Origin of the sequence: Paenibacillus sp. FSL E2-0190, from assembly GCF_037992965.1 — a bacterium.
Lineage (GTDB): Bacteria > Bacillota > Bacilli > Paenibacillales > Paenibacillaceae > Paenibacillus_AQ > Paenibacillus_AQ odorifer.
On the sequence record NZ_CP150306.1, the window covers coordinates 1,983,392 to 2,005,611 of the forward strand.

18 protein-coding genes and 1 pseudogene are annotated in these 22,220 nt (G+C 39.8%); 12 read left to right on the top strand and 7 right to left on the bottom strand.

Annotation, left to right across the window (positions count from 1 at the left end):
* The first annotated feature begins 237 nt into the window (after positions 1-237).
* The 3 genes from NST25_RS08440 (at position 238) to NST25_RS08450 (ending at position 2,426) form a co-directional block, all read left to right on the top strand.
* Positions 238-894, top strand: coding sequence for a response regulator transcription factor (locus NST25_RS08440; protein ID WP_036684433.1), 657 nt, complete (start codon positions 238-240; stop codon positions 892-894).
* Between the two features lie 144 nt (positions 895-1,038).
* A complete protein-coding gene (locus NST25_RS08445; protein ID WP_036684431.1) occupies positions 1,039-2,256 on the top strand; it encodes a PLP-dependent aminotransferase family protein in 1,218 nt (405 codons plus the stop codon).
* 8 nt (positions 2,257-2,264) lie between these two features.
* Positions 2,265-2,426, top strand: a complete 162-nt coding sequence (locus NST25_RS08450) for a hypothetical protein (RefSeq protein WP_340012162.1) — start codon at positions 2,265-2,267, stop codon at positions 2,424-2,426.
* Positions 2,427-3,185: 759 nt separating this feature from the next.
* Here NST25_RS08450 and NST25_RS08455 read toward each other — a convergent pair.
* Positions 3,186-4,160 carry a DUF2161 family putative PD-(D/E)XK-type phosphodiesterase gene (locus NST25_RS08455; RefSeq protein ID WP_340393770.1) on the bottom strand — a complete coding sequence of 325 codons (975 nt, stop codon included), beginning with the start codon at positions 4,158-4,160 and terminating at the stop codon, positions 3,186-3,188.
* Positions 4,161-4,354: 194 nt separating this feature from the next.
* Here NST25_RS08455 and NST25_RS08460 point away from each other — a divergent pair, with 194 nt between their 5' ends.
* From NST25_RS08460 to NST25_RS08470, 3 genes are all read left to right on the top strand, one after another.
* On the top strand, positions 4,355-6,250 hold the full coding sequence (locus tag NST25_RS08460) for a PrkA family serine protein kinase (protein WP_036684429.1): 1,896 nt from the start codon (positions 4,355-4,357) through the stop codon (positions 6,248-6,250).
* A gap of 556 nt (positions 6,251-6,806) precedes the next feature.
* A complete protein-coding gene (locus NST25_RS08465) occupies positions 6,807-7,733 on the top strand; it encodes an AraC family transcriptional regulator (protein ID WP_248547664.1) in 927 nt (308 codons plus the stop codon).
* Between the two features lie 346 nt (positions 7,734-8,079).
* Positions 8,080-8,520, top strand: a complete 441-nt coding sequence (locus NST25_RS08470; RefSeq protein ID WP_076184672.1) for a GNAT family N-acetyltransferase — start codon at positions 8,080-8,082, stop codon at positions 8,518-8,520.
* Positions 8,521-8,582: 62 nt separating this feature from the next.
* Here NST25_RS08470 and NST25_RS08475 read toward each other — a convergent pair.
* From NST25_RS08475 to NST25_RS08490, 4 genes and pseudogenes are all read right to left on the bottom strand, one after another.
* Positions 8,583-9,167, bottom strand: a pseudogene (locus tag NST25_RS08475) (SpoVR family protein); the annotation flags it as partial.
* Positions 9,168-9,195: 28 nt separating this feature from the next.
* Positions 9,196-10,113 carry a hypothetical protein gene (locus NST25_RS08480; RefSeq protein ID WP_340393772.1) on the bottom strand — a complete coding sequence of 306 codons (918 nt, stop codon included), beginning with the start codon at positions 10,111-10,113 and terminating at the stop codon, positions 9,196-9,198.
* Entirely contained in the window at positions 10,106-11,452 is a 1,347-nt protein-coding gene (locus NST25_RS08485; protein ID WP_340393774.1) for an AAA family ATPase, read from the bottom strand. Before NST25_RS08485 ends, NST25_RS08480 begins: the two co-directional genes overlap by 8 nt.
* A gap of 154 nt (positions 11,453-11,606) precedes the next feature.
* On the bottom strand, positions 11,607-13,067 hold the full coding sequence (locus NST25_RS08490; protein WP_326046812.1) for a recombinase family protein: 1,461 nt from the start codon (positions 13,065-13,067) through the stop codon (positions 11,607-11,609).
* 114 nt (positions 13,068-13,181) lie between these two features.
* Here NST25_RS08490 and NST25_RS08495 point away from each other — a divergent pair, with 114 nt between their 5' ends.
* Positions 13,182-13,424, top strand: a complete 243-nt coding sequence (locus tag NST25_RS08495; RefSeq protein ID WP_326046813.1) for a hypothetical protein — start codon at positions 13,182-13,184, stop codon at positions 13,422-13,424.
* 201 nt (positions 13,425-13,625) lie between these two features.
* Here the strand turns inward: NST25_RS08495 and NST25_RS08500 are convergent, their stop codons facing one another.
* Complete coding sequence (locus NST25_RS08500; protein WP_326046814.1) at positions 13,626-13,970, bottom strand: helix-turn-helix transcriptional regulator; 345 nt, start codon at positions 13,968-13,970, stop codon at positions 13,626-13,628.
* Positions 13,971-14,013: 43 nt separating this feature from the next.
* On the opposite strand from NST25_RS08500, the gene NST25_RS08505 reads away from it, so the two are divergent.
* Genes NST25_RS08505 through NST25_RS08515 form a run of 3 tightly spaced genes read left to right on the top strand, consistent with a single transcriptional unit; the run spans position 14,014 to position 17,185 of the window.
* Entirely contained in the window at positions 14,014-14,169 is a 156-nt protein-coding gene (locus NST25_RS08505) for a hypothetical protein (RefSeq protein ID WP_326046815.1), read from the top strand.
* Complete coding sequence (locus NST25_RS08510) at positions 14,169-15,632, top strand: recombinase family protein (protein ID WP_340393776.1); 1,464 nt, start codon at positions 14,169-14,171, stop codon at positions 15,630-15,632. Before NST25_RS08505 ends, NST25_RS08510 begins: the two co-directional genes overlap by 1 nt.
* On the top strand, positions 15,629-17,185 hold the full coding sequence (locus NST25_RS08515) for a recombinase family protein (protein ID WP_326046818.1): 1,557 nt from the start codon (positions 15,629-15,631) through the stop codon (positions 17,183-17,185). Before NST25_RS08510 ends, NST25_RS08515 begins: the two co-directional genes overlap by 4 nt.
* Positions 17,186-17,606: 421 nt before the next feature.
* Here the strand turns inward: NST25_RS08515 and NST25_RS08520 are convergent, their stop codons facing one another.
* Entirely contained in the window at positions 17,607-18,167 is a 561-nt protein-coding gene (locus tag NST25_RS08520; RefSeq protein ID WP_326046819.1) for a hypothetical protein, read from the bottom strand.
* A gap of 128 nt (positions 18,168-18,295) precedes the next feature.
* Here NST25_RS08520 and NST25_RS08525 point away from each other — a divergent pair, with 128 nt between their 5' ends.
* Positions 18,296-18,505, top strand: a complete 210-nt coding sequence (locus tag NST25_RS08525; protein ID WP_326046820.1) for a hypothetical protein — start codon at positions 18,296-18,298, stop codon at positions 18,503-18,505.
* A 659-nt stretch (positions 18,506-19,164) separates the two neighbouring features.
* Positions 19,165-21,999, top strand: a complete 2,835-nt coding sequence (locus NST25_RS08530) for a DUF4116 domain-containing protein (RefSeq protein WP_340393778.1) — start codon at positions 19,165-19,167, stop codon at positions 21,997-21,999.
* Positions 22,000-22,220 lie beyond the last annotated feature (221 nt).

Genomic DNA, 22,220 nt, shown 5'->3' on the forward strand with positions numbered 1-22,220 from the left:
CTTTGACAAGATTCGCAAAAATGTAAGAGAGTATGAAAACTAGAAAAAGTAATTGCATCCTATTAAACTACTGCGATACAATTTCTATAGATTGGAATTCTGATAGACGTACACAAGGTAACCAGCTAGAGATTATACAGACAAGTCATCATACAGCCTTGCTTGCGTTTTAACCGGAAACGCTGCGGCGCTTTCCTTTCTAGATGATTATATATAGAGCAGGGGGTCAGGGCATTAATGATGAAGGTTTGGCAGGTGGTCATTGTGGGGTGTCATCCTACAAGTATGCTGGGGACAAAATTGATTTTGGAAGAGGAAGAGGGGCTTAAGGTTCTGGGAATGTATTCCACTTGGGACGAAGGCGCTACCATCGTAAGGGAAAAAAATCCCGAGCTAGTGCTAGTAGATTATCATATGCCTGAGGGGAATATTGAGAGTGTGCTGTTAAATATGAAAAAAAGCTCACCAAACTCACATTTTGTCGTGATGACAGACGAAGACGGGCGAGAACTGCTTCAGCCCCTCGTAGAACTAGGAGCCAGCGGGATATTCTCGAAGGGAGCTTCTCCCCGTCAGCTTTTACAGCTGATCCTGGGTTTACGGGAGGGTTTTCTTTCAATGCCGTTGGAATGGATTGAAAAAGGAGCTTGGCCGATTTCGACATTTAAAGGATTAGATGATGTTCTGCAACTGACGGAGACAGAGATGTTTATCATGGAGCGAATCGTTCAAGGGATTACCTACGATAAAATTGCGCTTGAAATTGCGGTAAGCCGTCGGTCCATTGATAATTATTTGCGCAAAATCTATGTAAAGCTAGATGTTTCGACCCGGGCACAAGCGATTGAGAAATTCGCGCTCTTCTCAAGACAAAACAGGCAAATCTACGCCTAACCCACGCTTTACGACATAATGACGTATGGGGTGGAATATTCTTGGAGTAGAAGTAAGAATATCATGTTGAATGGGTAACCATCCCATCCTTGGATGAGGATGACGAAGCCGTTTCTACTTGGTAACAGGGAAGGGGGATTTCGCATGATTTACGAATTTTCTGCTCGCGCACACACATTGTTGTCGTCATCGCTTCTTAGTATCCGCACCCAAACACGGAGAAGCTCCATGATATCGCTAGCTGAAGAATTACCAGCGGAAGAACTATTCCCATTGTCACTGCTTGCTGAAGCAGCATCTACGGTGATTTCAGCAGATGCGGGAGCACTGCAATATGGTGATCCTGCAGGGTACGGACCGCTTCGGGAGTGGCTCGCAGGGGATTGGCTTAAAGAAAAAGGGGTAAATGTTGTTGAGGGTGGAGTTCTGCTAACAACGGGTAGCCAGCAAGCCATTGATTTGTTGTCGCGGGTGTATATTGATCCAGGAGATCGTGTATTAGTAGAAAATCCGACCTCTCCAGGATTTTTGCAGACTCTTCGGATGCAGGGGGCCGTTATTATTCCTGTACAGGGTGATTTGGACGGGCTTGATCCGGAGCATTTGCGGAGCCAGATCGAGCTGCATAAGCCGAAAATGCTGTTCGCAACCCCTAGCTTTACCAATCCAAGCGGCATTTTATGGAGTTTGGAGAGACGCCGCGCAGTATTGGATTTATGTATCGCATATAACATCTTGATTGTGGAAGATGATTCTTATGGGGATTTGCACTTCCAGAAGCAGGGTGAACACAAGGCTAAAAGATATCCGTCTTTGTATGCACTGGAAAATATCAGCGATGGCGGACACGTGCTTTATATCGGTTCGTTCAGCAAGACCGTTGCGCCCGCGCTGCGGACGGGCTGGGCGGCAGGCAGCCGAGTCTTGATCAGAATGATGTCTGCGGCTAAGCAGATGGCCGATTGGCAGTCGAGCGCATTAAATCAGCGGCTGCTGCATCATTTATTGGATGTGTCTGCGTTTGATCTGCGTGAGCATATCGCGCAGCTGAATCGAGAGTATAACACCCGTCTGAAGCTTATGGTTGAACTGCTCAAGCGGCCTGCTTGGAAGGGCAGCTCCTATGACCTTCCATCAGGAGGCATGTTCCTGTGGGTCGCACCACCAGAGGGAATGGATGTTATGGCGTTGCTCAAATGTGCGCTAGGTAAGGGAGTGGCTTTTTTGCCAGGTCCGTTATGTAGTGTAGATGGAGTCAGCAATCACCTTCGCCTTAACTTTAGCCATCCCGGCCGGGATGAGCTGCTGCTTGGCATGAATCTGATGAGCGAAGCGGTTAAGGAGTTCACAGCACGGAGTTAGGTAGTGGAATGAAAGTTGGGAATGAAATGATTGAAATGAATGAAATGATGAAAACACAAGACACTCTTAGAGCTAAAACACGGACAGAATTACAAGTCGGGCAAGACGAAGTTCGTGATGTGAGATTAATTAGGGAAATCCTCCCTAAAACTGGTCGATTTGAACTCTAAAATGGACTGTTTAGGGAATTTCTCCCTAAAAAATCAAGGGATTCCCCGTTTTAGGGGTAAATCTGGCGAAAATCAGGGAGGAATTCCCTAAAATGCGGTTTTTAGCGTGTGAATCGAAGAATATTGGGGAGGATTTCCCTAATAACTTAGTGTGTCTTTTTCGGAATGGTGTTTTTAAAGCTTATTTTGCTTTGAATGATTTAGTAAATAGCGCTCGTGTTCGAAGATTGTAAATAAGTTAGTTAAGTACAGTCAAGTAGAACTGGATGAGGTACGCATGAGACATGAACGTGGTAAGAGTGAGATATGAACGTGGTACGAATGAGTTACTAATGTGATGAGAATGATTTACGAACGTGGGAAGAGCGAGTTAAACACGCGGTAAGAATGCAATTCGAATAGGAACGTATGAGTACTAATGAGATATGAGTAAAATAAGACATGGTACGTATGAGATACTAGTGTGCTAAAAATGTAATCTAAATGTGATATGAGTGTAGTAAGAGCGTGGTACGCACCAGATACTAATATGTTAAGTGTAAGTTAAGAACATGGAATGCACAGAGATAGGATTTAAATAAGATAAGACATACGAAAAAGCATCCCGTAGTTGGGATGCTTTTTGGCGTTATTTACACATGTTATGTGTGCATCAGAATAATAAGTTTAAAGTCTGAGTAAATGATTAGAACCGAGCTAAAAGAATAAGACCCGACTAAAAAGAAATAGTCGATAGAAGTACTGTCCAGGCTAGGTTAGCTAATTAATGGGATGATTGCTGTTATTGGGTACGCCGCTTGTTATCGCGGCATATTCCACCAGCGCCGCATGACCGGCTGGGGTTAGGGTGTAACGCCCACGGCTTACCCGGTGAAACCAGCCGTAGTAGTTATTCTGAAGCATAGCGGCGGCGGTGGGTACGCCGCTACGCTTCCGCAGCTCGGCCGGAGTGATGCCGGCCGAGCGGGGAGCGCTTCCTGCGGCCAATACGGCCGCTGGAAGCGTGCTTGAGGCAGCGCTAGGGGCACCGCTTCGCGTGCCTGCCGCCGCTGCCTCCCGTGCTGCCGCGTCCCCGGCAGCACGGCTCTCCGGCGCTGAGCTCAGCGCCGGAACCTGTTCAGCGGTGCCCGCCGCTGAACGTTTGGCAGCTGCGAGCGAAGCCTTCGCAGCTGCCTTCTCCGCAGCGGCGGCGGCGTCCGCCTCCGCTGCTTGCAGAGAAAGCGCGACACGCAGCGCTTTCTCGCGGTAGGCCGTCACGAGCTTGACGCGCGTGCTGCCGCCGGTGTTGTAGTCTCCGCTGCGCTCGCGGAACTCATAGAGCAGGCGCTCGCGCCGCCGCTTATTGCTGCGCTGCGCAGGCGGCTTCTCGTCTGGCTCTACGAGCACCTCGACCAGCGGTGCTTTGGTCTTATAAAAGATAACAGTGATCAGCCCAAGACCGAGCCGGCGGCATAATCCGCTAAGCTCGCCCCAGCGCTGGTTCACCGCTCCTTTTTTATCACGGACACGTTCCACTGCGAGATAGACGGTAGGACTGAGCTTCAACCGTTCTACCCCTTGCAGCAGCAAGGCGAGATTGAATGATTTTTTCATCTCCACGATCAGAGGATGCTCAACGTCCTCCCGAATCCCCACCAAATCGCAGGTCCGAACCTCACCTTTGATGCTGTAACCCTGCTTTTCAAAAAAAATCTTCAAAGGAGCATACAGCTCCGTTTCATGTCGTACCGCCATCTTGTCACTCCCGTAGGCCTTTATTTTCGGGTTTCCCAATAAGGTTTTACAGCCATTTTCTGATTCTCTATTATAGCACAGTAAAAAAGAGGTCAACTATTCCGCGCTTGCCGCATAGGTATGTAATACACTTTTTAACGCTATAGGAGAGCAAGTAGAAGAGCAAGTAGGAGCGCAAGAGGAGGCAGCGAGCAATGGACATTTTTGAGCGTATAGCTTCGTATCGGGCTGAGAACGACCGGTTGGCGTGGAGCGGCACCTTCAAGCAGTATATAGAACTGTTGAGAAAAGACCCCTCTCCCGCAAAAACCGCTCACTCCCGCGTTTATGACATGATTAAGTCGCACGGCGTAGAGGACATAAACGGACGCAAACGGTATAAGTTTTTTGAACAGGAGATTTTTGGACTTGATCGTGCAGTCGAAAAGTTGGTCGAGGAATATTTTCACTCTGCAGCACGTCGGCTTGATGTTCGCAAACGGATTTTGTTATTGATGGGACCTGTCAGTGGGGGGAAATCGACCCTGGTCACGCTGCTTAAACGTGGTTTGGAACAGTACTCGCGGACAGATGCGGGTGCGGTATACGCAATAGAGGGCTGCCCGATGCATGAGGACCCGCTGCATTTGATCCCGCTGGAGCTCCGTCCGGAGATTGAGAAGGAACTTGGTGTACGTATTGAGGGCAACTTGTGCCCATCCTGCCAGATGCGTCTAAGAAATGATTATGCTGGCGACATTGAGCAGGTTAAGGTGACGCGTGTTATTCTGTCAGAAGAAGAGCGGGTAGGGATTGGTACTTTTAGTCCATCTGATCCGAAGTCTCAGGATATCGCCGATTTGACAGGAAGTATTGATTTTTCGACCATTACTGAATTTGGTTCGGAATCTGATCCACGCGCTTACCGTTTTGATGGGGAGTTGAACAAGGCTAACCGTGGGCTGATGGAATTTCAGGAAATGCTCAAATGCGACGAAAAGTTTTTATGGAACCTGCTTTCACTGACGCAAGAAGGCAATTTCAAGGCTGGCCGCTTCGCGTTGATAAGTGCGGACGAAATGATAATTGCTCATACAAATGAAACCGAGTATAAGTCGTTTATTTCTAATAAAAAGAATGAAGCGCTCCAGTCCCGTATGATTGTTATGCCTGTTCCGTATAACCTCAGAGTTTCGGAAGAGGAAAAAATCTACGCGAAGCTGATCGCCCAGAGTGATATGAGTCATGTGCATATTGCACCACATGCGCTGCGTGCCGCCGCTATTTTTTCCATCCTAACCCGTCTTAAAGAAAGCAAAAAACAAGGTATGGATCTGATCAAAAAGCTGCGGATGTACGATGGTGAAGAGGTCGAGGGCTATAAAGAGGCCGATCTTAAGGAGATGCAAACGGAGTATTTAGATGAGGGCATGTCCGGAATTGATCCGCGTTATGTTATCAACCGCATTTCCAGCGCTCTGATCAAAGGAGATCTGCAGTGCATGAACGCACTGGATGTCCTGCGGGCGATAAAGGATGGCCTGGATCAGCATCCGTCGATTACAAAAGAGGAGCGGGAGCGTTATTTGAACTTCATCTCCATTGCCCGCAAGGAATATGATATTTTAGCGAAAAGCGAAGTACAAAAGGCATTTGTCTACTCCTTTGAGGAATCTGCAAAGACACTTTTTGAAAATTATCTAGATAATATCGAAGCTTTCTGCAATTGGTCGAAAATTCGTGATCCGCTGACGGATGAGGAAATGGAGCCGGATGAGCGGTTAATGCGTTCGATTGAAGAGCAAATTGGAATCTCTGAGAATGCAAAAAAAGCGTTCCGTGAAGAGATCCTGATCCGGATTTCCGCGTATTCACGCAAAGGGAAGAAATTCGAGTACAACAACCACGACCGCCTGCGTGAAGCGATTGAGAAAAAGCTGTTCACAGACCTCAAAGATATTGTCAAAATCACCACCTCGTCCAAAACACCTGATGAAAGTCAGCTCAAACGAATCAATGAGGTATGCGCCAGACTTATTGATGGGCATCACTACTGCCCAATCTGCGCCAACGAGCTGCTGAAATACGTGGGAAGTCTGCTTAACCGTTAAAAAAGAATTCATTTATGCGGGGTGTTCCAAAAGCCATGAACATGGCTGTGGAGCACTCTTTTTTTGCCCTTCCATGTTGTATCTTCCTCCTTTTACCCTCCTAATGTTAATCTAAACGCCGCAACCCGTCTGACTAATGTGGCTGTTGTGCGTAGGAAGTTGCTAAAGGACACAGGTGACCCTAAACGTAGATTTTGAGTATATTTCGCAGGCTATCGGACCCCATGGTCGCTATTAGCAGGAAAAACCCTAAATATGAGCCTTTTTTTGAGTAATAGCTGCAGTGGAGTCCGAAACTCCGCTCAAAAGGCGATATTTTTGCAAATAACGTCATCTGGGTCCTTTAGTCAGTCGTAGGGAGCAACTGAACGGAAGAGTAAGTAGGTTACGTGAATCCAGCGTTGTCTACTTCGAGGCTTACCCAAAATGATGGTGACTAAGAATACGCAGAGTTATGATCCTTTTGTAAATGGAGGATCACTGCTCTGTTTTTTTATACAGGCAATAATGCAGCTCAGCAAAACAGGAACAGTCCATCTCCAGCGCAGTTGATATAATGAAATCACCGTACGGGGAAAGGCTGGTGCTGCACTTGAATTACAGTAAAGATATAGAAAAATGTGTTGAATATATAGAAGCTCATATCAAAGAAAATATAACGGTGGAAGAAATAGCGACGGAGGTCGGATATTCGGTGTATCATTTTTGCCGAGTGTTCAGCTTGTGCAAGGAAATGTCTGTGATGGAGTATGTGCGGAGCCGAAAATTATCCTTAGCCTCAATTGAATTATTTGCTGGAAAAAAGATCATTGATATTGCGCTGGACTATGGTTTTGAAACACAAAGTGGCTTTACTAAAGCTTTTCGCAAAACCTTTGGTTATAGTCCGACACAATATGCAGCGCGGATGGATGGGTTTAGTAAAGGAAATTCAATATTTGATATCGGAGGTTATATTATGAATCCTGTTTTTGTTCGTAAGCCTGCTTTTAAGGTGGCAGGTTATGGTATCCAAACTAATGTTGCGGGTAGTATGTACACTAAGGATATTGCTTCTTTTTGGAGCCATTATGAGGGTGAAAACCTGGAGTCCAAAATGTATAAAATACTAAACCCGCCTAAACACGGAGAAGTTGGTTTATGTATTCCGTCTTCAGATAACGGTAATGCCACCTATCTTTTGGGTGTTATTGTTGAGGACTACTCCAAGGTAGAAGCTGATATGTTGACGATGGATGTGCCAGAAGCCGAATATGCCGTGTTCACAACACCTCCAGTGGATACTTCAACGGATACAGAGCAAATAGAGTTTGCCCAAGTCATAAAAAGCAGCTGGAAGTACATCTTCGAAGAGTGGTTTAAGGACAGTGGTTACGTTTATGACGAGACTAAGCTGGATTTTGAGTTTTACGATGAACGCTGCCATTCGCGGCCAGATACAGTGATGGAGATTTACGTTCCTGTGAAAAAGTTGACTGAATAGTCGATAAGGGCAAAGACCGCGCGGTGATAATTGTAATTTCAGAAATGTTTGGACTTTAGGTCGCTGACAAAGGCGAACGCTACGCGCCTACATTTTCAAACTTCCTTACGTTACGTTCACCTGAGCATTTGCCATGTGCAGTTATTAAGTTGATATGAGGGTGTCGATGGAGGTCCGCAACGTGTTACCGCTGTGGGTCTCCTTTTTTAGGAACTCTCATATGGAAACCAATGATAATTTTGGGGTGTTTTTTTATCTAACCAGTTTATGTTTGACGAGTATGATCTTCCGTAGTGTAATAGAGTCAATAAGTAAGGTAATTCGAAAATAACAGGGAGTGAAGCAGATGATTAGAGAAGCGAGAGCTGATGACTGGAAAGACATAGCGGAATTATTAGAACAGTTGGGATATCCGGATACAGAAGTGTTCATGCAAGAAAAAATAGAAAAGCTAATCCTACATCCGGACGAGGAATTATTGGTTTTTGAGGAAGATGATCAAGTGGTAGCTTGTATTTCCATGCATTACATACCCCAATTAGGTCTGGTAGGAGAGACTGCAATTATAAGTTATCTTGTGGTGAGCAATGCCATTAGGAGCAAAGGTATTGGACGAAAGCTTGAGGAGTATTGCGCTGATTTAGCTAGAAAAAGAAACTGTGATAAAATTCAGGTTCATTGTCATTCCAGAAGAACTGATGCGCATAGATTTTATGCCCGGCAAGGATTTGTTGAGGCTCCAAAATATTTCTCGAAGTCGTTAAAAGAATCTGAATCCTCATTTTAGTCATAGCAAAAAGCGGCAGACCAGGGTGTTAATACCCGTTTAGGTCTGCCGCTTTTTTTAGTTTAAATAAACTTCCGCTGCACCTTTTTGCCATCGTATGAAAAACGCGCCTTTTTGTCTTCCACAACCGTCTGTAGATGAACCGTCCGCCCCCATAAAGAGTAGATGTGAGGGAGTGTGCGCTCCAGATACTTCAGATCCAGCTCGATGCTTTCATAGCGATGAGTTATAAATAATTCACCATTCTTCTCGAAGTCTGCGTCCTCAATGACCAAGTAAGGAGACCCGCCATTGACCCGGGCGAGCACCAGTTGATCTCGTACATTTTCCCATGCCTTATCGGTGATTTTCCATTCGGGGCCTTTTTTCTCAAAAACATAAAGATCGAGGTCGTTCACCAATTCCTTCGACAGATAGCTGCGGATAAAGGAGGTATCGGATTCCAACTCACGTACTTCAAAGATTTTCTCACGGTCCCAGCGGCGTTCGATGTCTTCAAAGATTTTCAGCCCCAGATAGTAAGGATTCAGGCTTTGCCGTGAGGGCTGCACGACGGATGAATTCAATTTTGCGTATTCCACAGTTTCCTCTTCGGTCAGATCTAGTTCGCGAACGATGCGCTGATGCCAGTAGGAAGCCCAGCCTTCGTATTGCTAAGGTGCTTAGGATTAATGTTCAGCCAACTGCTACTTGATCAAATGCGGCACCTCTAAAAGGAAGTATCCAATTTGAGACTTTTTGAATATTAGGATATTCGTTAAACATATCAATATGAATCGTTAATCTAAGGCTCTCCTCAATTTCAACATCATCTTTTTTAATGTTATTAGTTAAATTATATAAATAAGTGATGAAGGATATAAGGTCATGCCCATTAGTTTGGTATGTTAAATTAGATTCTTTGAAATCTTCACAAGTGTGTTTTGCTGCATTTAATATTGTGTTATCACAATGAGGAGAAGACATTAAATAAGTAAATAGTTTATCTTTGCATATAATATTATTATCATTAATGATTTTTTTGAATTTTTTATGCCTATCTCGGCGTTCGTTTACTGGGGATTTAACAAAAACCTTCCCTAAAGGGATATTATACGCGTTTGACTTACTTATTAGTCTTAGAATAGTTAAAGGGTCAATTGCAGTAATAATAAAATTTATAAATTTAGGGATATTATGAACAGGATTAAATCCTAGTGTTTCAGATGTTTTTATATTATCAAAATATTCATTAACAAAATTTCTAAAACCACTAAAATGTAAATAATAGCAATCAAGATCTGGGAAATCAGTATAAATTAGATTACTAAACGAAACGGTGAGATCATCCAGATCTTTGTCTACGATCCCCAAGTAGAGATTATTATTTTGGATATGAGGGAAATCATTAAATAAAGATATTAACTGTGATTTGCTGTTATTACCATTAATACAATAAGGGATAATTGAGTTAGGCTCTGTTTTATTTAGCAATATTTTTAAGAATTTAAGATCGGAGTTACCTTCAAGTAAAATGATTTTCTTTTTAGTTAGAAGGTGAATTTCAAATTCGCTTACATCATATTGATAATCTATGTCGTCTGTTCTATTCATTATTCCCGTCCTCATCATAACCCGTTGGTATAACACAATCTCTATGATTTCTTAATATTGAAGGTGAATGAGTTGCAAGTACAAATTTATTATTATTTAAATTTGATATTTCAATGAGCCGATCTACCATATTAACTTGCCAAGAAACATGTAATGATATTTCTGGCTCGTCGATAAGTACTAGCTGTTTATTCTTAGCGTTAAAGATTAATTCAAAAAATAAAACTAAAAAATGTTGCTCTCCTGAAGAAAGCATAATAGGTGGAATCTCTTTTCCAGTTAATGTCCCTATAGTCGATTCAATTACGTAACCTTGTGATCTAATTACTTCAAGTTTTTTTCCGTGAAAAAAATCATTTACTATTTTTTCAAACAAATTAATTTGATTCAGTAACTCATCCATCACACTAAATTTTTCAAAGTTATCTTTAATGTATGTATAAAGGGATTGTTTAAGGCCGTCACTATCCATAATGTCGTCTACTTTAAATTCATCAACAGTTAGAATTTCGTCGGCTGTCTTGTCAGATAATATACCTCTTCTAGAAATATCATTTCTTATCAAAGATAAAACTTTAAGATTGTTTACTATGTCATACTTATCAATCCCTAACACTGGTTTTTCTTTCTCGATTTTAATAATTCTTTTTGGAAAAGTTGCATCCAGTTCTTTGGATCTAACAGCATAAAGCGTTTCATAATTTGCTATTATGTTCATTAGTTTTTCTCGATAGTTGTTAACTTTTCTTATATTGTTATTACTATCATTTTTTGTTATTAGCCTTTCGGCATCTATGTAAAATACATTTAATTTTTTAATAGTTTGTTGTAACCACTTAGGAAGCTCTTTACGTTCTTTGTTAATACCCAAGTTCTCTAAATTAATGCCAAGCACTTCACATAAATCTAAGTAATGATAACGGCGCCTTTTATATTCAAATGTATAATTTCCAACTCTGTGGGCTCCCATGTTTGTTAGAATATTGAATATATTTATATCAAGATTATCAGTATCAATATATCTTCGTGAGATCTTTCTTTTCTGAAATTGATAAGGCTCATGTTCTGAATTAGAACTAATAAATGTAATGAACTTGCTTCTTTCATTAATAATTTCTAATGAAGAACCATCTTCAAAATAAACGATTAGTTTATCAAACGGTATGTTGAAAAAAATATCAAATTCCTTGTTTGATATTGATTCCAATATTTTAAAAATAGTGGTTTTTCCTGTACCATTTGGACCATGTAGAATTACTACATTTTCCACAACACTATTGAAATCGATATCATGTTTCAAATAACCAAACAAATTCACTATTTTTATCCTTGATAACATTTCATCACCATCCTTCTATTTATTCAATTATTTTAACTCATGGGTTTTTTTTTCTCAATTCCTAATTTCAGGGTTAATAGATTCATCTATTATCTTCATTGGGGAAGAATTTATTTTGATGGTGTAATTTTAAAAAATTTATCCTTGGACCTGACTAACTTATATCAATAGCAATATCCAACTCCCCCTCCCCCAAAACCGTAACCTTCGAAATCAACGTCCGAAGCAACACCTTAGCCTCCTCAACGGGAAGCGTATATATCGCATCAAGAACCGTTTTAATTTTGATCTCAATCATCTGCTTCAGCTCTTCTACCTGCATTTCCTCTCCCTGTTCTTTTGAACTCTGATTCTCCTGAATAATTCGATCCATCCGCAGCTTCTCCTCATTTAAATCCTGCAATTCAATCAACCCAGCGGTATAGGCTTCAACCTTTCGTTTATATCTATTTTTTGCTGCTGTGATTTGTTGATCACCACGGTTGCTTTGGCTGCTACGGGCTTTTTCTATAAGTTGAGGGACCAGTTCTAGACTAAGAGACTCAGACAACTTTGCTAACCCTTCCAGAAACCAAGACTCCACTTCGTCAGCCTTATACTGCTTGCTTGTGCATGTTCCTTTGTTCTTATTCGCAGAGCAGCGGTATACACGGTAACGTCTGTCTCGCGAGCCTGACCAGCCGATGCTCATTCCAGAACCACAGTTCCCACATTTCAAAATGCCACCGAGAAGATGAGGGCTGGTCTGGGCGCGAGGTGCTATACTCGGTCTGTTCATTTTGGTTTGCACTCTCTCCCAGGTGTTCTTATCGATAATGGCGGGTAGACAATCGTCAATTACGATCCAATCCTTATCATCCTTTACGGTTCTTTTCTTCTTGCTTGAATCAACCCGATTCCATATAAATGTACCTTTATAAACAGGATTGCTAAGAAGCAGCTTAACAGAACGAATGGACCACTCTTTATTGTGCCTGGAAGGGATGCCTTGTTCGTTCAGTTGTCTGGCAATAGCGAAGAATCCTAGTCCATGATTTAGGTATAGCTCATACATTTGCCGAACAATTTTAGCTTCTGGTTCATAAATGACAAGTACTTTTTCTTCTAGCCGATAACCGTAGGGACTTTGCGTCAGCCATTTCCCCTGGTTGGCAGCATGGAACATATTATCTAGGACACGTTCCCGAATACGTTCACGTTCAAATTCTGCGACTGCACCGAGTACTTGAAGGGTCAGGCGACCAGAAGGGGTATTAGTATCAAATGATTCACTGATTGAAATAAAAGCGACCCCATGTTGTTGGAACATATCAATGAGCGTAAGTAAGTCCAGTAGTCGGCGGCTCATCCGATCTAACTTGGTGACCATGACTTTTGATATTTCGCCGTTCTCTATGTATGTCATCAACCGTTTGAGCTGAGGGCGATCTGTGCTTTTTGCCGAGTAACCATCATCAATGAATAAGAGGACTTCGTCTGACCATCCCATTGCTTTGCAGTAGGCTTTAAGACGCTCCTGCTGCTCATCAAGGGAAACACCCTCACGAGCTTGCTCATCGGTGGATACACGGCAATAAATCGCTACAAAGCGGCTTGCGTTGCTATCGACATTCATTGGCTGTTCCTCCTGATGAACTAGTCCTTTATTCTATGCATCAAAAATTAGATTTACGATTATAGGGTTGTCCGCGCCTTTCTTCTACATAGGTTGTATTAAGGGGGAGGAGCGATGGACCTGAAGATCCGTATTATTATCAATACTCCTAACGAGCAGATCTCCTTTGGTGATTTAAAGGAAATCGCTCATTCCGAAACATTAGAGAAGTTAGCGGAACACTTCGCTACTTGGGAGAAGACGCTAAAAGAGCGAGCTGCCGAACATCTACTTATAGAAACCGTTGGCTCGGAACAAGCAAGTGGCTATCGAATTAGCTTTGTTCAAAAAGAAGAGAGTCTACCCGACGTGGGATAGACTCTCCTTTTTCTGCAAAGCAATGGGTCAGGTAACGCAACGAAGGGGAGTCAACCTATTGCAGGTTAGACTCCCCTTTAGTTCGGACAATATTCACGGTAGTAGACGCATATTTATGAGTATGAAACTGTTCCTCTTCACCATTATAAATATTTGTTCATTTTGATGAATAGATTTTTATGAACATGCACATATTACCAACTACAGAGGGTTAGTGGAGTAATGTGTAAGGAAAACTTCTGCTCCTTCTTCCACACATCGAAGCAGGTATTCAGCAGCATCAGGTTTATACTCTTGCAATGCAAAGAGAAGTTCATATACCCGATCAAGCCGTAGTCGTAGTTCATCATTGTTGTCGGTAGGATATGAGACAAGAGTAAGGTCTTTCTGTAGATGTTCCAAAATACTAAGTGTTATGTTCTGGGTTTTCCCCGTTTCTAGGTTTGAAAGATACCCTGAAGATACGCCGAGCTCATTAGCATAGGCATTAAGACTAATCCCTCTTTGAGTGCGGATTTGACGAATTTGTTTACCAATTTCCTGCATCACATAGCCTCCTAAAATCAATTACTAGAAAGGAATTGAGTTCATGAAAAAAAGGTACCAAGAGATTAAGGATGCCCAAATTCAGTCAGTAAAATACGTAAATGATCCCGCAGCGGCTAAACAATATCATGATTTGTTTCTTGAGGTTGTCCAAAGAATTATTGAAGAAGAAATGAATAAGAAAAGTGAGGAGTTCTAATGAAGACGGCGTTGTATGCCCGACATTCGATAAAAGAAGCGAAACAAAAGACATCAATGGATTCACAGACATATGAAGGTGAGATGGTTGCACTTAGGAACAGATTATTTATAGATGAAAGGTATCTTGACCCTGAAGTATCTGCACGAAAAAGGAGTATAACAGAGAGACCAGAATTAAATCGATTACTATGCGATATAAAAGCAGGTATTGTGAAAAATGTGATTGTAAGCCGCCGTTGTCGCTTAGCAAGAAATTTATCTGAGCATCTTGATATTTATGATATTTTTTGGAAATACGGGATTAATGTTATTTTTTCAGTTGGTGTGGAACCCCCGATGATCTATTCAGAAGAAGGAGAGATTCTTGAAGCGATCTACGGGGCTAAAAATGAAATTGAAGGAAATAAAATCATTCAAGGAATAAAGGCTGGTAATAGAGCTAAGGCAATAGATGGTAGAAAGCCTTCAGGGAGTGTCCCTTATGGTTACAGAACAATTGACACTGATGATAAGAAACAAATGGGGACGATGAAGAAAGAGGATGAAGAGGTCGAGTTAATATTAAGAATGTTTGACGTTTTTCTAAATCAAGACTTCAAAAATTTTTCTAGTTATGTGAAGTATATACAATCTCATCTAGGGGTCCCTTCATCTTGGAATAGTTCGCGTGTAGGGAGTATGATTAAAAATCAAATTTATAACGGTTATCTGGATTATGATGGGGAATGTACTCCTGTTCCACATCTTCGTATTTTTGATAACGAAGATACCTGGAAACTGATAAACGATAAATATCATTCAAATTATGTAACTGGAAGAGTAAATTCTAAGCATCCTGTGGAATTTCTGCTCAAAGATAAAGTGACTTGTTCATCTTGTGAGGAAGTTATGACAACCAGAAAGTACATCTATAAGGGGATTGATGGGTATTACGAGTGTAAGGAACATGGTCTGAAGATAAAAAAGCATGACATTGAAAAGAAATATTTAGAAGAGGCTAAGAAATATCTTCGAGAAGATATACCTTTCCAATTCAATGAAAAATATCATCCTGAAGTAATGAACAAAACGATTGACTTAGAAAAGAAGTTGTTTAATTTGGAGGTTCACCTTCGGAGTCTTGGGAAAACATTAATACATTTAACTCAAGATTATTTAAATGATATATCAGAAGGCAAAAAACAAAAACTGGTTGACCTTAAGCTTGAATATAATCGTATCCAGGAACAAATAAGTTCTAAAAAGCTAGAACTAGATAAATATAAGGGAATGGTTAAATATTCTGTCCCTTCACGTTTTGAAGCAGCTGAGTTAATGTTGGAAGCTAAATTATCAGAATTTAAAGATGAAGATTTAGTACAGTTTCTTCTAACCTTGCATTCAGGGATTACCGCTTACCCTAACAAGATTAAGATTAATTGGAATGATGAAAAACATAAATTCAAAGAGGTGGAACTTTGATTCAGATCGATTTTGTTAACCCAGGAATGAAAGGTGTATTTTACGGAAGGCATTCTACAGATAAACAAGATATGGAATCACAAGAAAAGGCTTGCGAAGCGTTTGTAAAGGAACACGAATTAATACTTATTGGTAAGTATAAAGACAGTGCAGTTTCAGCTAGAAAAAAGGCAATGTATGAACGTCCCGAATTAAAAAAGCTACTTATTGATGCAAAAGACAAATTGTTTGATTTTGTTTTGATTTGGTCTGAAGATCGACTAGCAAGAAAAACCCGAGAGCATCGAGAAATTAGAAAGATTTTTCAGGATAATAATATACCTGTGTATGTGCTGCATAATAACACCCGCTATGATGAGGGAGAGATACTAACTCAGACAATACGAGACAGTTTCTCACAGTATCAGGGAGATAAAATTGCGGGAGATACAAAAAGAGCGATGAAAACATTACTAAGACTGGGGAAATGGACAGGTGGGAAAGTCCCATATGGGTATAGGTATCTCCAAGATTCCAAAGAATTTGTCAGCATACCTGAAGAAATAGTACACGTAAAAAAAGTGTATTCACTTTATAAACAGGGTAATTTAGGATTCCGTGCCATCGCTAATATGATGGATATAGAATCAAGAAGAGGGGGCGATTGGAAAAGTTATCACATAAAGGAGATCATTACTAATCCGTTTTACGCAGGTTATTTAACATTGAACCGACGCGATCAGCTTGCTCGCCAAACCGTAAATAAAGAGATAACAGATTGGGATGAACATAAAAATAACTCTATTGAACCTGCTATTACACTTGAAGAGTGGAGAAGAACTTGGTTTATTTATAAAAACCGAAGCGAGTCTTACGACGGTGAACATTCATTAAAGAACGCTAACCTTCAATTCACGCATTTCTATCTCACACCCAATGTATTGAATGGATTGATTTTTTGTTCGACATGTAACAAACGCCTTGAGTGTAAGAATATGACCTCCAAGAAAAATGGTAAGGATTACGGAGATGTTTTTTATATTTGTAAAGGGTGTAACTATAAGGTATCATCGTCAGATTTACTACCGATATCCAAAGACATATGGAGGAAGATCCAGCGGACAGTCGATGTTACTAAAATATCAGCGATTATATATGATCGTTTTCAAAGCGAAATAGAAATCTTAAAGGAAAGCATTAAAACTTATCAAGAACAAATCCAAGAATTTTCTAGTAATAGAGTTAAGTACGAACTATGGATTGAAGAGTACGCCAGAACGGATAGTAAGGAAAAAGATCTATACGAAGTGTTTAGCTTAGCTAATTCTTATAATGAAAAATATTCAGCGAATGCTAAGGGAATTTATACCCGACTTAAATACAAATTGGATTATTTAAATCAGGATAAAGATAAAGTCATACAAGACACGGAACGACTGTTGACCACCATTAAGAAAGATTACGACGTAATCCCCATACACCACTTAAAACAATTGCTCCATTTTGCTCTGGATTACATCTGGATTGATCAGGACGGGAATATTGAATATGCAATCAAATCGGAATTAGTGTAAACCGTTCTCTTATTGGGAGCGGTTTTTTGTAATCATTATCTGACGTGGATAAGGATTTAATTAACTTTCGAATTGATAACAAAAGCATGCCCATAGACTGTATTTTAATTGGAAATCAATAAGGAGAAAATAAAGTTAAAAGTACAGTTGCTAGCGTTTCTCGGTAAGTGTATAACGATTAAAGATGAGTTCTAAAAAAAGTAAGGCGAGTGTATAGGGGTACGATCGTACCCCTATACACTCGCCTTACCAAAATTAAACTGAATTGTTCTGGTATCAACGTCTATGACAAAAAAAGAGTGAATTAATTATCAATTTTAAGGTGAGTTAATTAATTCCTTTCTGCAAGTGTATAAGTTAGCAATATAACAATTCGGTAAGTGTATAAGTAAGTATAGCTCGATGTTCAATGAATTCTTAATTACTCGTCTAACACCATTTTTTCATCACTCTCATTCTGATATTGTTCGTTAAGAAGATCCATTCCTTCATAATCCCAAATATCAGGCTGATCTTTATTTGTTGCATCTGTAACAGTAAGCGTTTTGACTATCTTTGTGTTTTTTGGTTCTCGCGGTTTTTTTGTTGTAGTCTTAGGCTGATCAGTATGGTTTGAGGGTTCAGTCTCATTATTCTCTGCGGCTTTTTTTGAACTCGGTTTCTCTACCTTCATTGAAAGCCGATCGTTGTTTTCTTTGAGTTTTTGAATTTTAGATTTCTGATTATCGTTGCTTTGTTTGAGTTTCTGAAATTCTTGTTGTAATAATCCATAGTTGTTAAGCAATTGTTCGTATTTTTCAGACTCTTCAATCATTGAATCATCATGTTGTGGGGTTATCTGCTTAAGGTATTGTTGCATTTCCTTAAAGGTTTCCTCGAAATAACTATGTACTCGTTTTCCTATGTCGTAGTAAAGTTTGGCCTGACCTTCTTCGATTTTACTCAGAAATTGTTTTGGCGAAATAGACTCATTGCTTCCCATTGTTGATCCCCCTCTGTCCAATGATTGGTTTGTTAATATCTATGGCGAAGTACGCTCAGTTATGTTGTTCGTTGCATCAAATCGGCTATATGTGGGGAATAATACTATCCCGTTAGGGAGGTATTATAATGGCAAGAAGAAGACGACGCGGCAGATCTTACAGAAACAAAAGAGGAAGATCAGAAGTGATTTTGGTATTGATAGCATTTCTGATCTTTGTAGCTTTCAGCATAATAAAGGCTATTGTATCGGCCACTCTAAATATTGAATTGTATTTCTCTGAGCAAACTCCCCTGGTACAAACAGCATTTATTAGTGTATTGGGTGGTCTGTGCTAGTTATCCGTTTGGATTATTATTGAAGTGAAAAACAAAAGAAAGGCGGAACTCATTCGCCTTCAAATAGAACGCGATCAGGAAGAGAGAAGGCAGATATTACGCAAAAGGAACTTGGATCAACTGAAGAAAATGTGTCCTTTTGAAGAGTATATGGCACGTGTATTTCGTTGTGCTGGTTTTGACAGCGAGGTAACTAAGCGTACTGGAGATGGTGGCAAAGACATTATTCTTCGAAGCAATGGAGAAATACGATTAGTGGAGTGCAAAAGGTACACAACGACAAAAGTGGGTTGACCAGATATTCAAAAGTTCCACAGCGCGAGCTTGATTGCAATGCAGTTGAAGGATTCTATATAACAACAGGCCAGTTCACTAAGCAGGCATTAGAGTACAGAGAATAAATCAATTCTGACCGTTAACGGTGAACAACTACTAAATTTAATCGAGCAATATGTTGGATTTTAAAAAGAGGTTCTTGAACATTGAGTTCAAGAACCTCTTTTTGGGGTGAACGAGTGTTCCTCTGAGTATAGAGGATTCAGCACTCAGTATGTAGAAAGATAACTCTTAACCTATAAGTGGTAAGCTTCATTGAATATAGTATAAATTATGCTTGAAATGAATGTGAAATAATACATAACAAGGAAGTGTAAAATAAAATGTCGAATTTGGTTGTCAGAAACAATGAAGAGGATATTCTCTCGGAAATTCGAAAAGATGGTTTTTATATTGAAAAAGTAGAAAAAACGCCAGAAAGGTGTATGCTTGCGGTTCAGCAGACAGGCTATGCCTTACAGGTGATTCCTAAGACTATGCATACTCCTGAATTATGCTTAGAGGCTGTGAAACAGAAAGGTAGGGTGATTAGATGTATCTCAGCAGACCTAATGAATACGGAAATCTGTATGGAAGCCGTTAAAAATGATGGAATGGCTTTACTTTATATACCAAATGAATTTTGTAGTAGTGAATTATATCTAGAAGCGGTAAGACAAAATGGACTAACTCTTCGCCGTATCCCTAAGGAAAAAAGATCAAAGGACCTTTGTGCAGTAGCTATTTCACAAAATGGTAAAGCGCTAGAATTTGTGCCAGACACACTTATTTCAAAAGAAATTATCGAGAAAGCTGTTGAGCAGAATGGTTTGGCTTTAGAGTTTGTGCCAGATAGTCGTAAAAGTGAAACATTATGTGCGCAAGCAGTTGATAACAATGCATTAGCATTAGAATATGTGCCAGATCATTATAAATCAAAAGAGCTTTGTGAATTGGCGGTACATAGAAATTGGCGATCTTATTTGTACGTAGAGGAAAGTATGTATTCGTTACAAGCGTGTGTATTCTTTTTAGAAAACCTTAATCATAAATATTTCGATCACGCAGAAATGTCATCTAGTGATCGTACTTATATCAGAGCAATTGTTAGACGCTTTCCAGAAAAAATTAACAAAGATCCACAAATCATTGAATTGGAACGACAATTAGAGGTACGAACAATAAACCTGAAATTTTACAAAAAAAAAAGCAAGAAATTTATAGTAAAAGAACAAATCCACTACAGAGAAAAAAGTGAAATTGTAGAGTTTGAATCTTTTGCACATTTCTATGAATATGTAGGCGGAGATTTAGAAAATGCGAATTTATATGATTGTGATTTTTTGGATGTCAATCTGTCCGACTTTAACATAGAAGGAGCTTTGGTTCGCAATGATGTCTTGCTGGCGCAACAGATTTATGATGACTCATTTTATCATGCCGCATTCAGAGAGTATGATGAAGATTTTGGTGTCATGCTATCTGCTAAAAATGAAGTTGTTAAAGCTAGTTCCATTTTGCATGATTCCGATATTGATATTACTCTGAATGATGACAGAAGAAAGATTTACTATGTAAGCGACATACACATTAATCATAAACTTATAAGAAAATTTCCAAAGCGTGCAACAAAGCAGGAAGTAGTATGGTTTATTAGGGAATTAGTACGTCAAATGGTAAATACGGCTACACAGAAATCTTCGGCTGATTACTTGTTGATAGCGGGAGATGTTTCTTTTAACTACGAAATCTCAGCTATTTTTTATGAGGAATTGGCGAGTTTATGGAATCCCAGTCATATTGTAGTCGTACTTGGAAATCATGAATTATGGGACTTTAACCGAAATGGAAAACCACATGATTATAACAAGGGGTTAGATGATATTGTTTATAAATATCGGGAGCTATTCTCCACGCTAAATATCTGTTTTTTGCATAACGAGTTATTGATATTGAAGGATGGGCAGCAGGTAGTCATTAAAGAAGAAGAATTATTAACATTACCAGCAGAAACACTGAAAGAAATTTGTTTGAAAAGTTCGCTTAACATCCTCGGAGGATTGGGTTTTTCAGGATACAGTTCAAGCTTTAATGCAACGAAAGGAATCTACAGAAATACGATTACCTCTTTGGCAGAGGATCTTGAGCAAACCAAACGTTTTGAAAATATCTATACGATATTAAATAACGCTATAAGTATCAAGCCAATTATTGTTCTAACCCATACCCCAAAAGATAACTGGAGTAGAGGAAACTATAATCCTCAATGGATATATGTAAGTGGTCATACTCATCGAAATGAGTATTGTTGTTCTGGAGATCGTACAGTATATGCAGATAATCAAATTGGATATAAGGGTCTAAAGGCTGGATTGAAGTATTTTGCACTATCTGGAAAATGTGATATTTTTCTGTATTATCCAGATGGGATTCATACTATTACACGGGAGCAATATATCGATTTCAACAGGGTTTTAGGGATCAATATGACCTTTAATAGAACAAAAGGTAAAATCCACATGCTCAAAAGATCTGGTATTTATTGTTTCATATTTGAAAATAACAAGAATAGAAAATTGAGTTTATTGAACGGAGGTGCAATAAAATCATTAGAATATAGTGGCATAGAGTATTATTTTGAAAGGATGATCTATTATTCTGAGGCTGTTAAGTTAATATTCGTGGATTATTACAAAGCACTAAATTCAATATCGAATAGCATAAAAGCATTTGGTGGGTCTGGCGATATCCATGGCTGTATTGTTGATATTGATTTCTTTAATCATGTATATTTAGACCCTAAAGACGGAACAGTGAAGCCATATTATGCTGAATCCATAATTGATAAGTATGAATACAAAAATATTAAAGCTTTATTGAAAGCAAAACGGCCCGATTTACATAAAAATTACGAAAAACTTCTAAAAGCTGGCGCAGAAACCACTTTGCAGTTGAGGGAGAATCTGAATGCTAAAAGCATAGAAATATCGCAGTATGTGCCAGAGACTTTAATGTATGGACCCTCCAAAATAATGAGGTCTCTGCAATATTTAAAGGATGTTAATGTTATACGATATTGGAACGATGAAGTGATAAGATTTTTTGAAAAAGGTAATCACGAGTTAGATAAAAATTCAGCCAGCAGACCTTATGTAGCGTTGCCAGAAAATAATAATTAGTGTTCCTCATGACAGTGTGCCGTCTCAAATGTAGTTTATCTACAAGGCGGCTTCTTTTTTGAAATCTAAAATAGGTCATATTCGATAGATCATACTTATCTTTGAATTGACTTGCCTACTATAGAAGATTATGTAAGTGAAAGCTACCCGATCTGGCTTGTTGAGATAGCAGAATTATACGATAAAAGATAGCCTAACCCATGCGTAATTACATTGTGGGT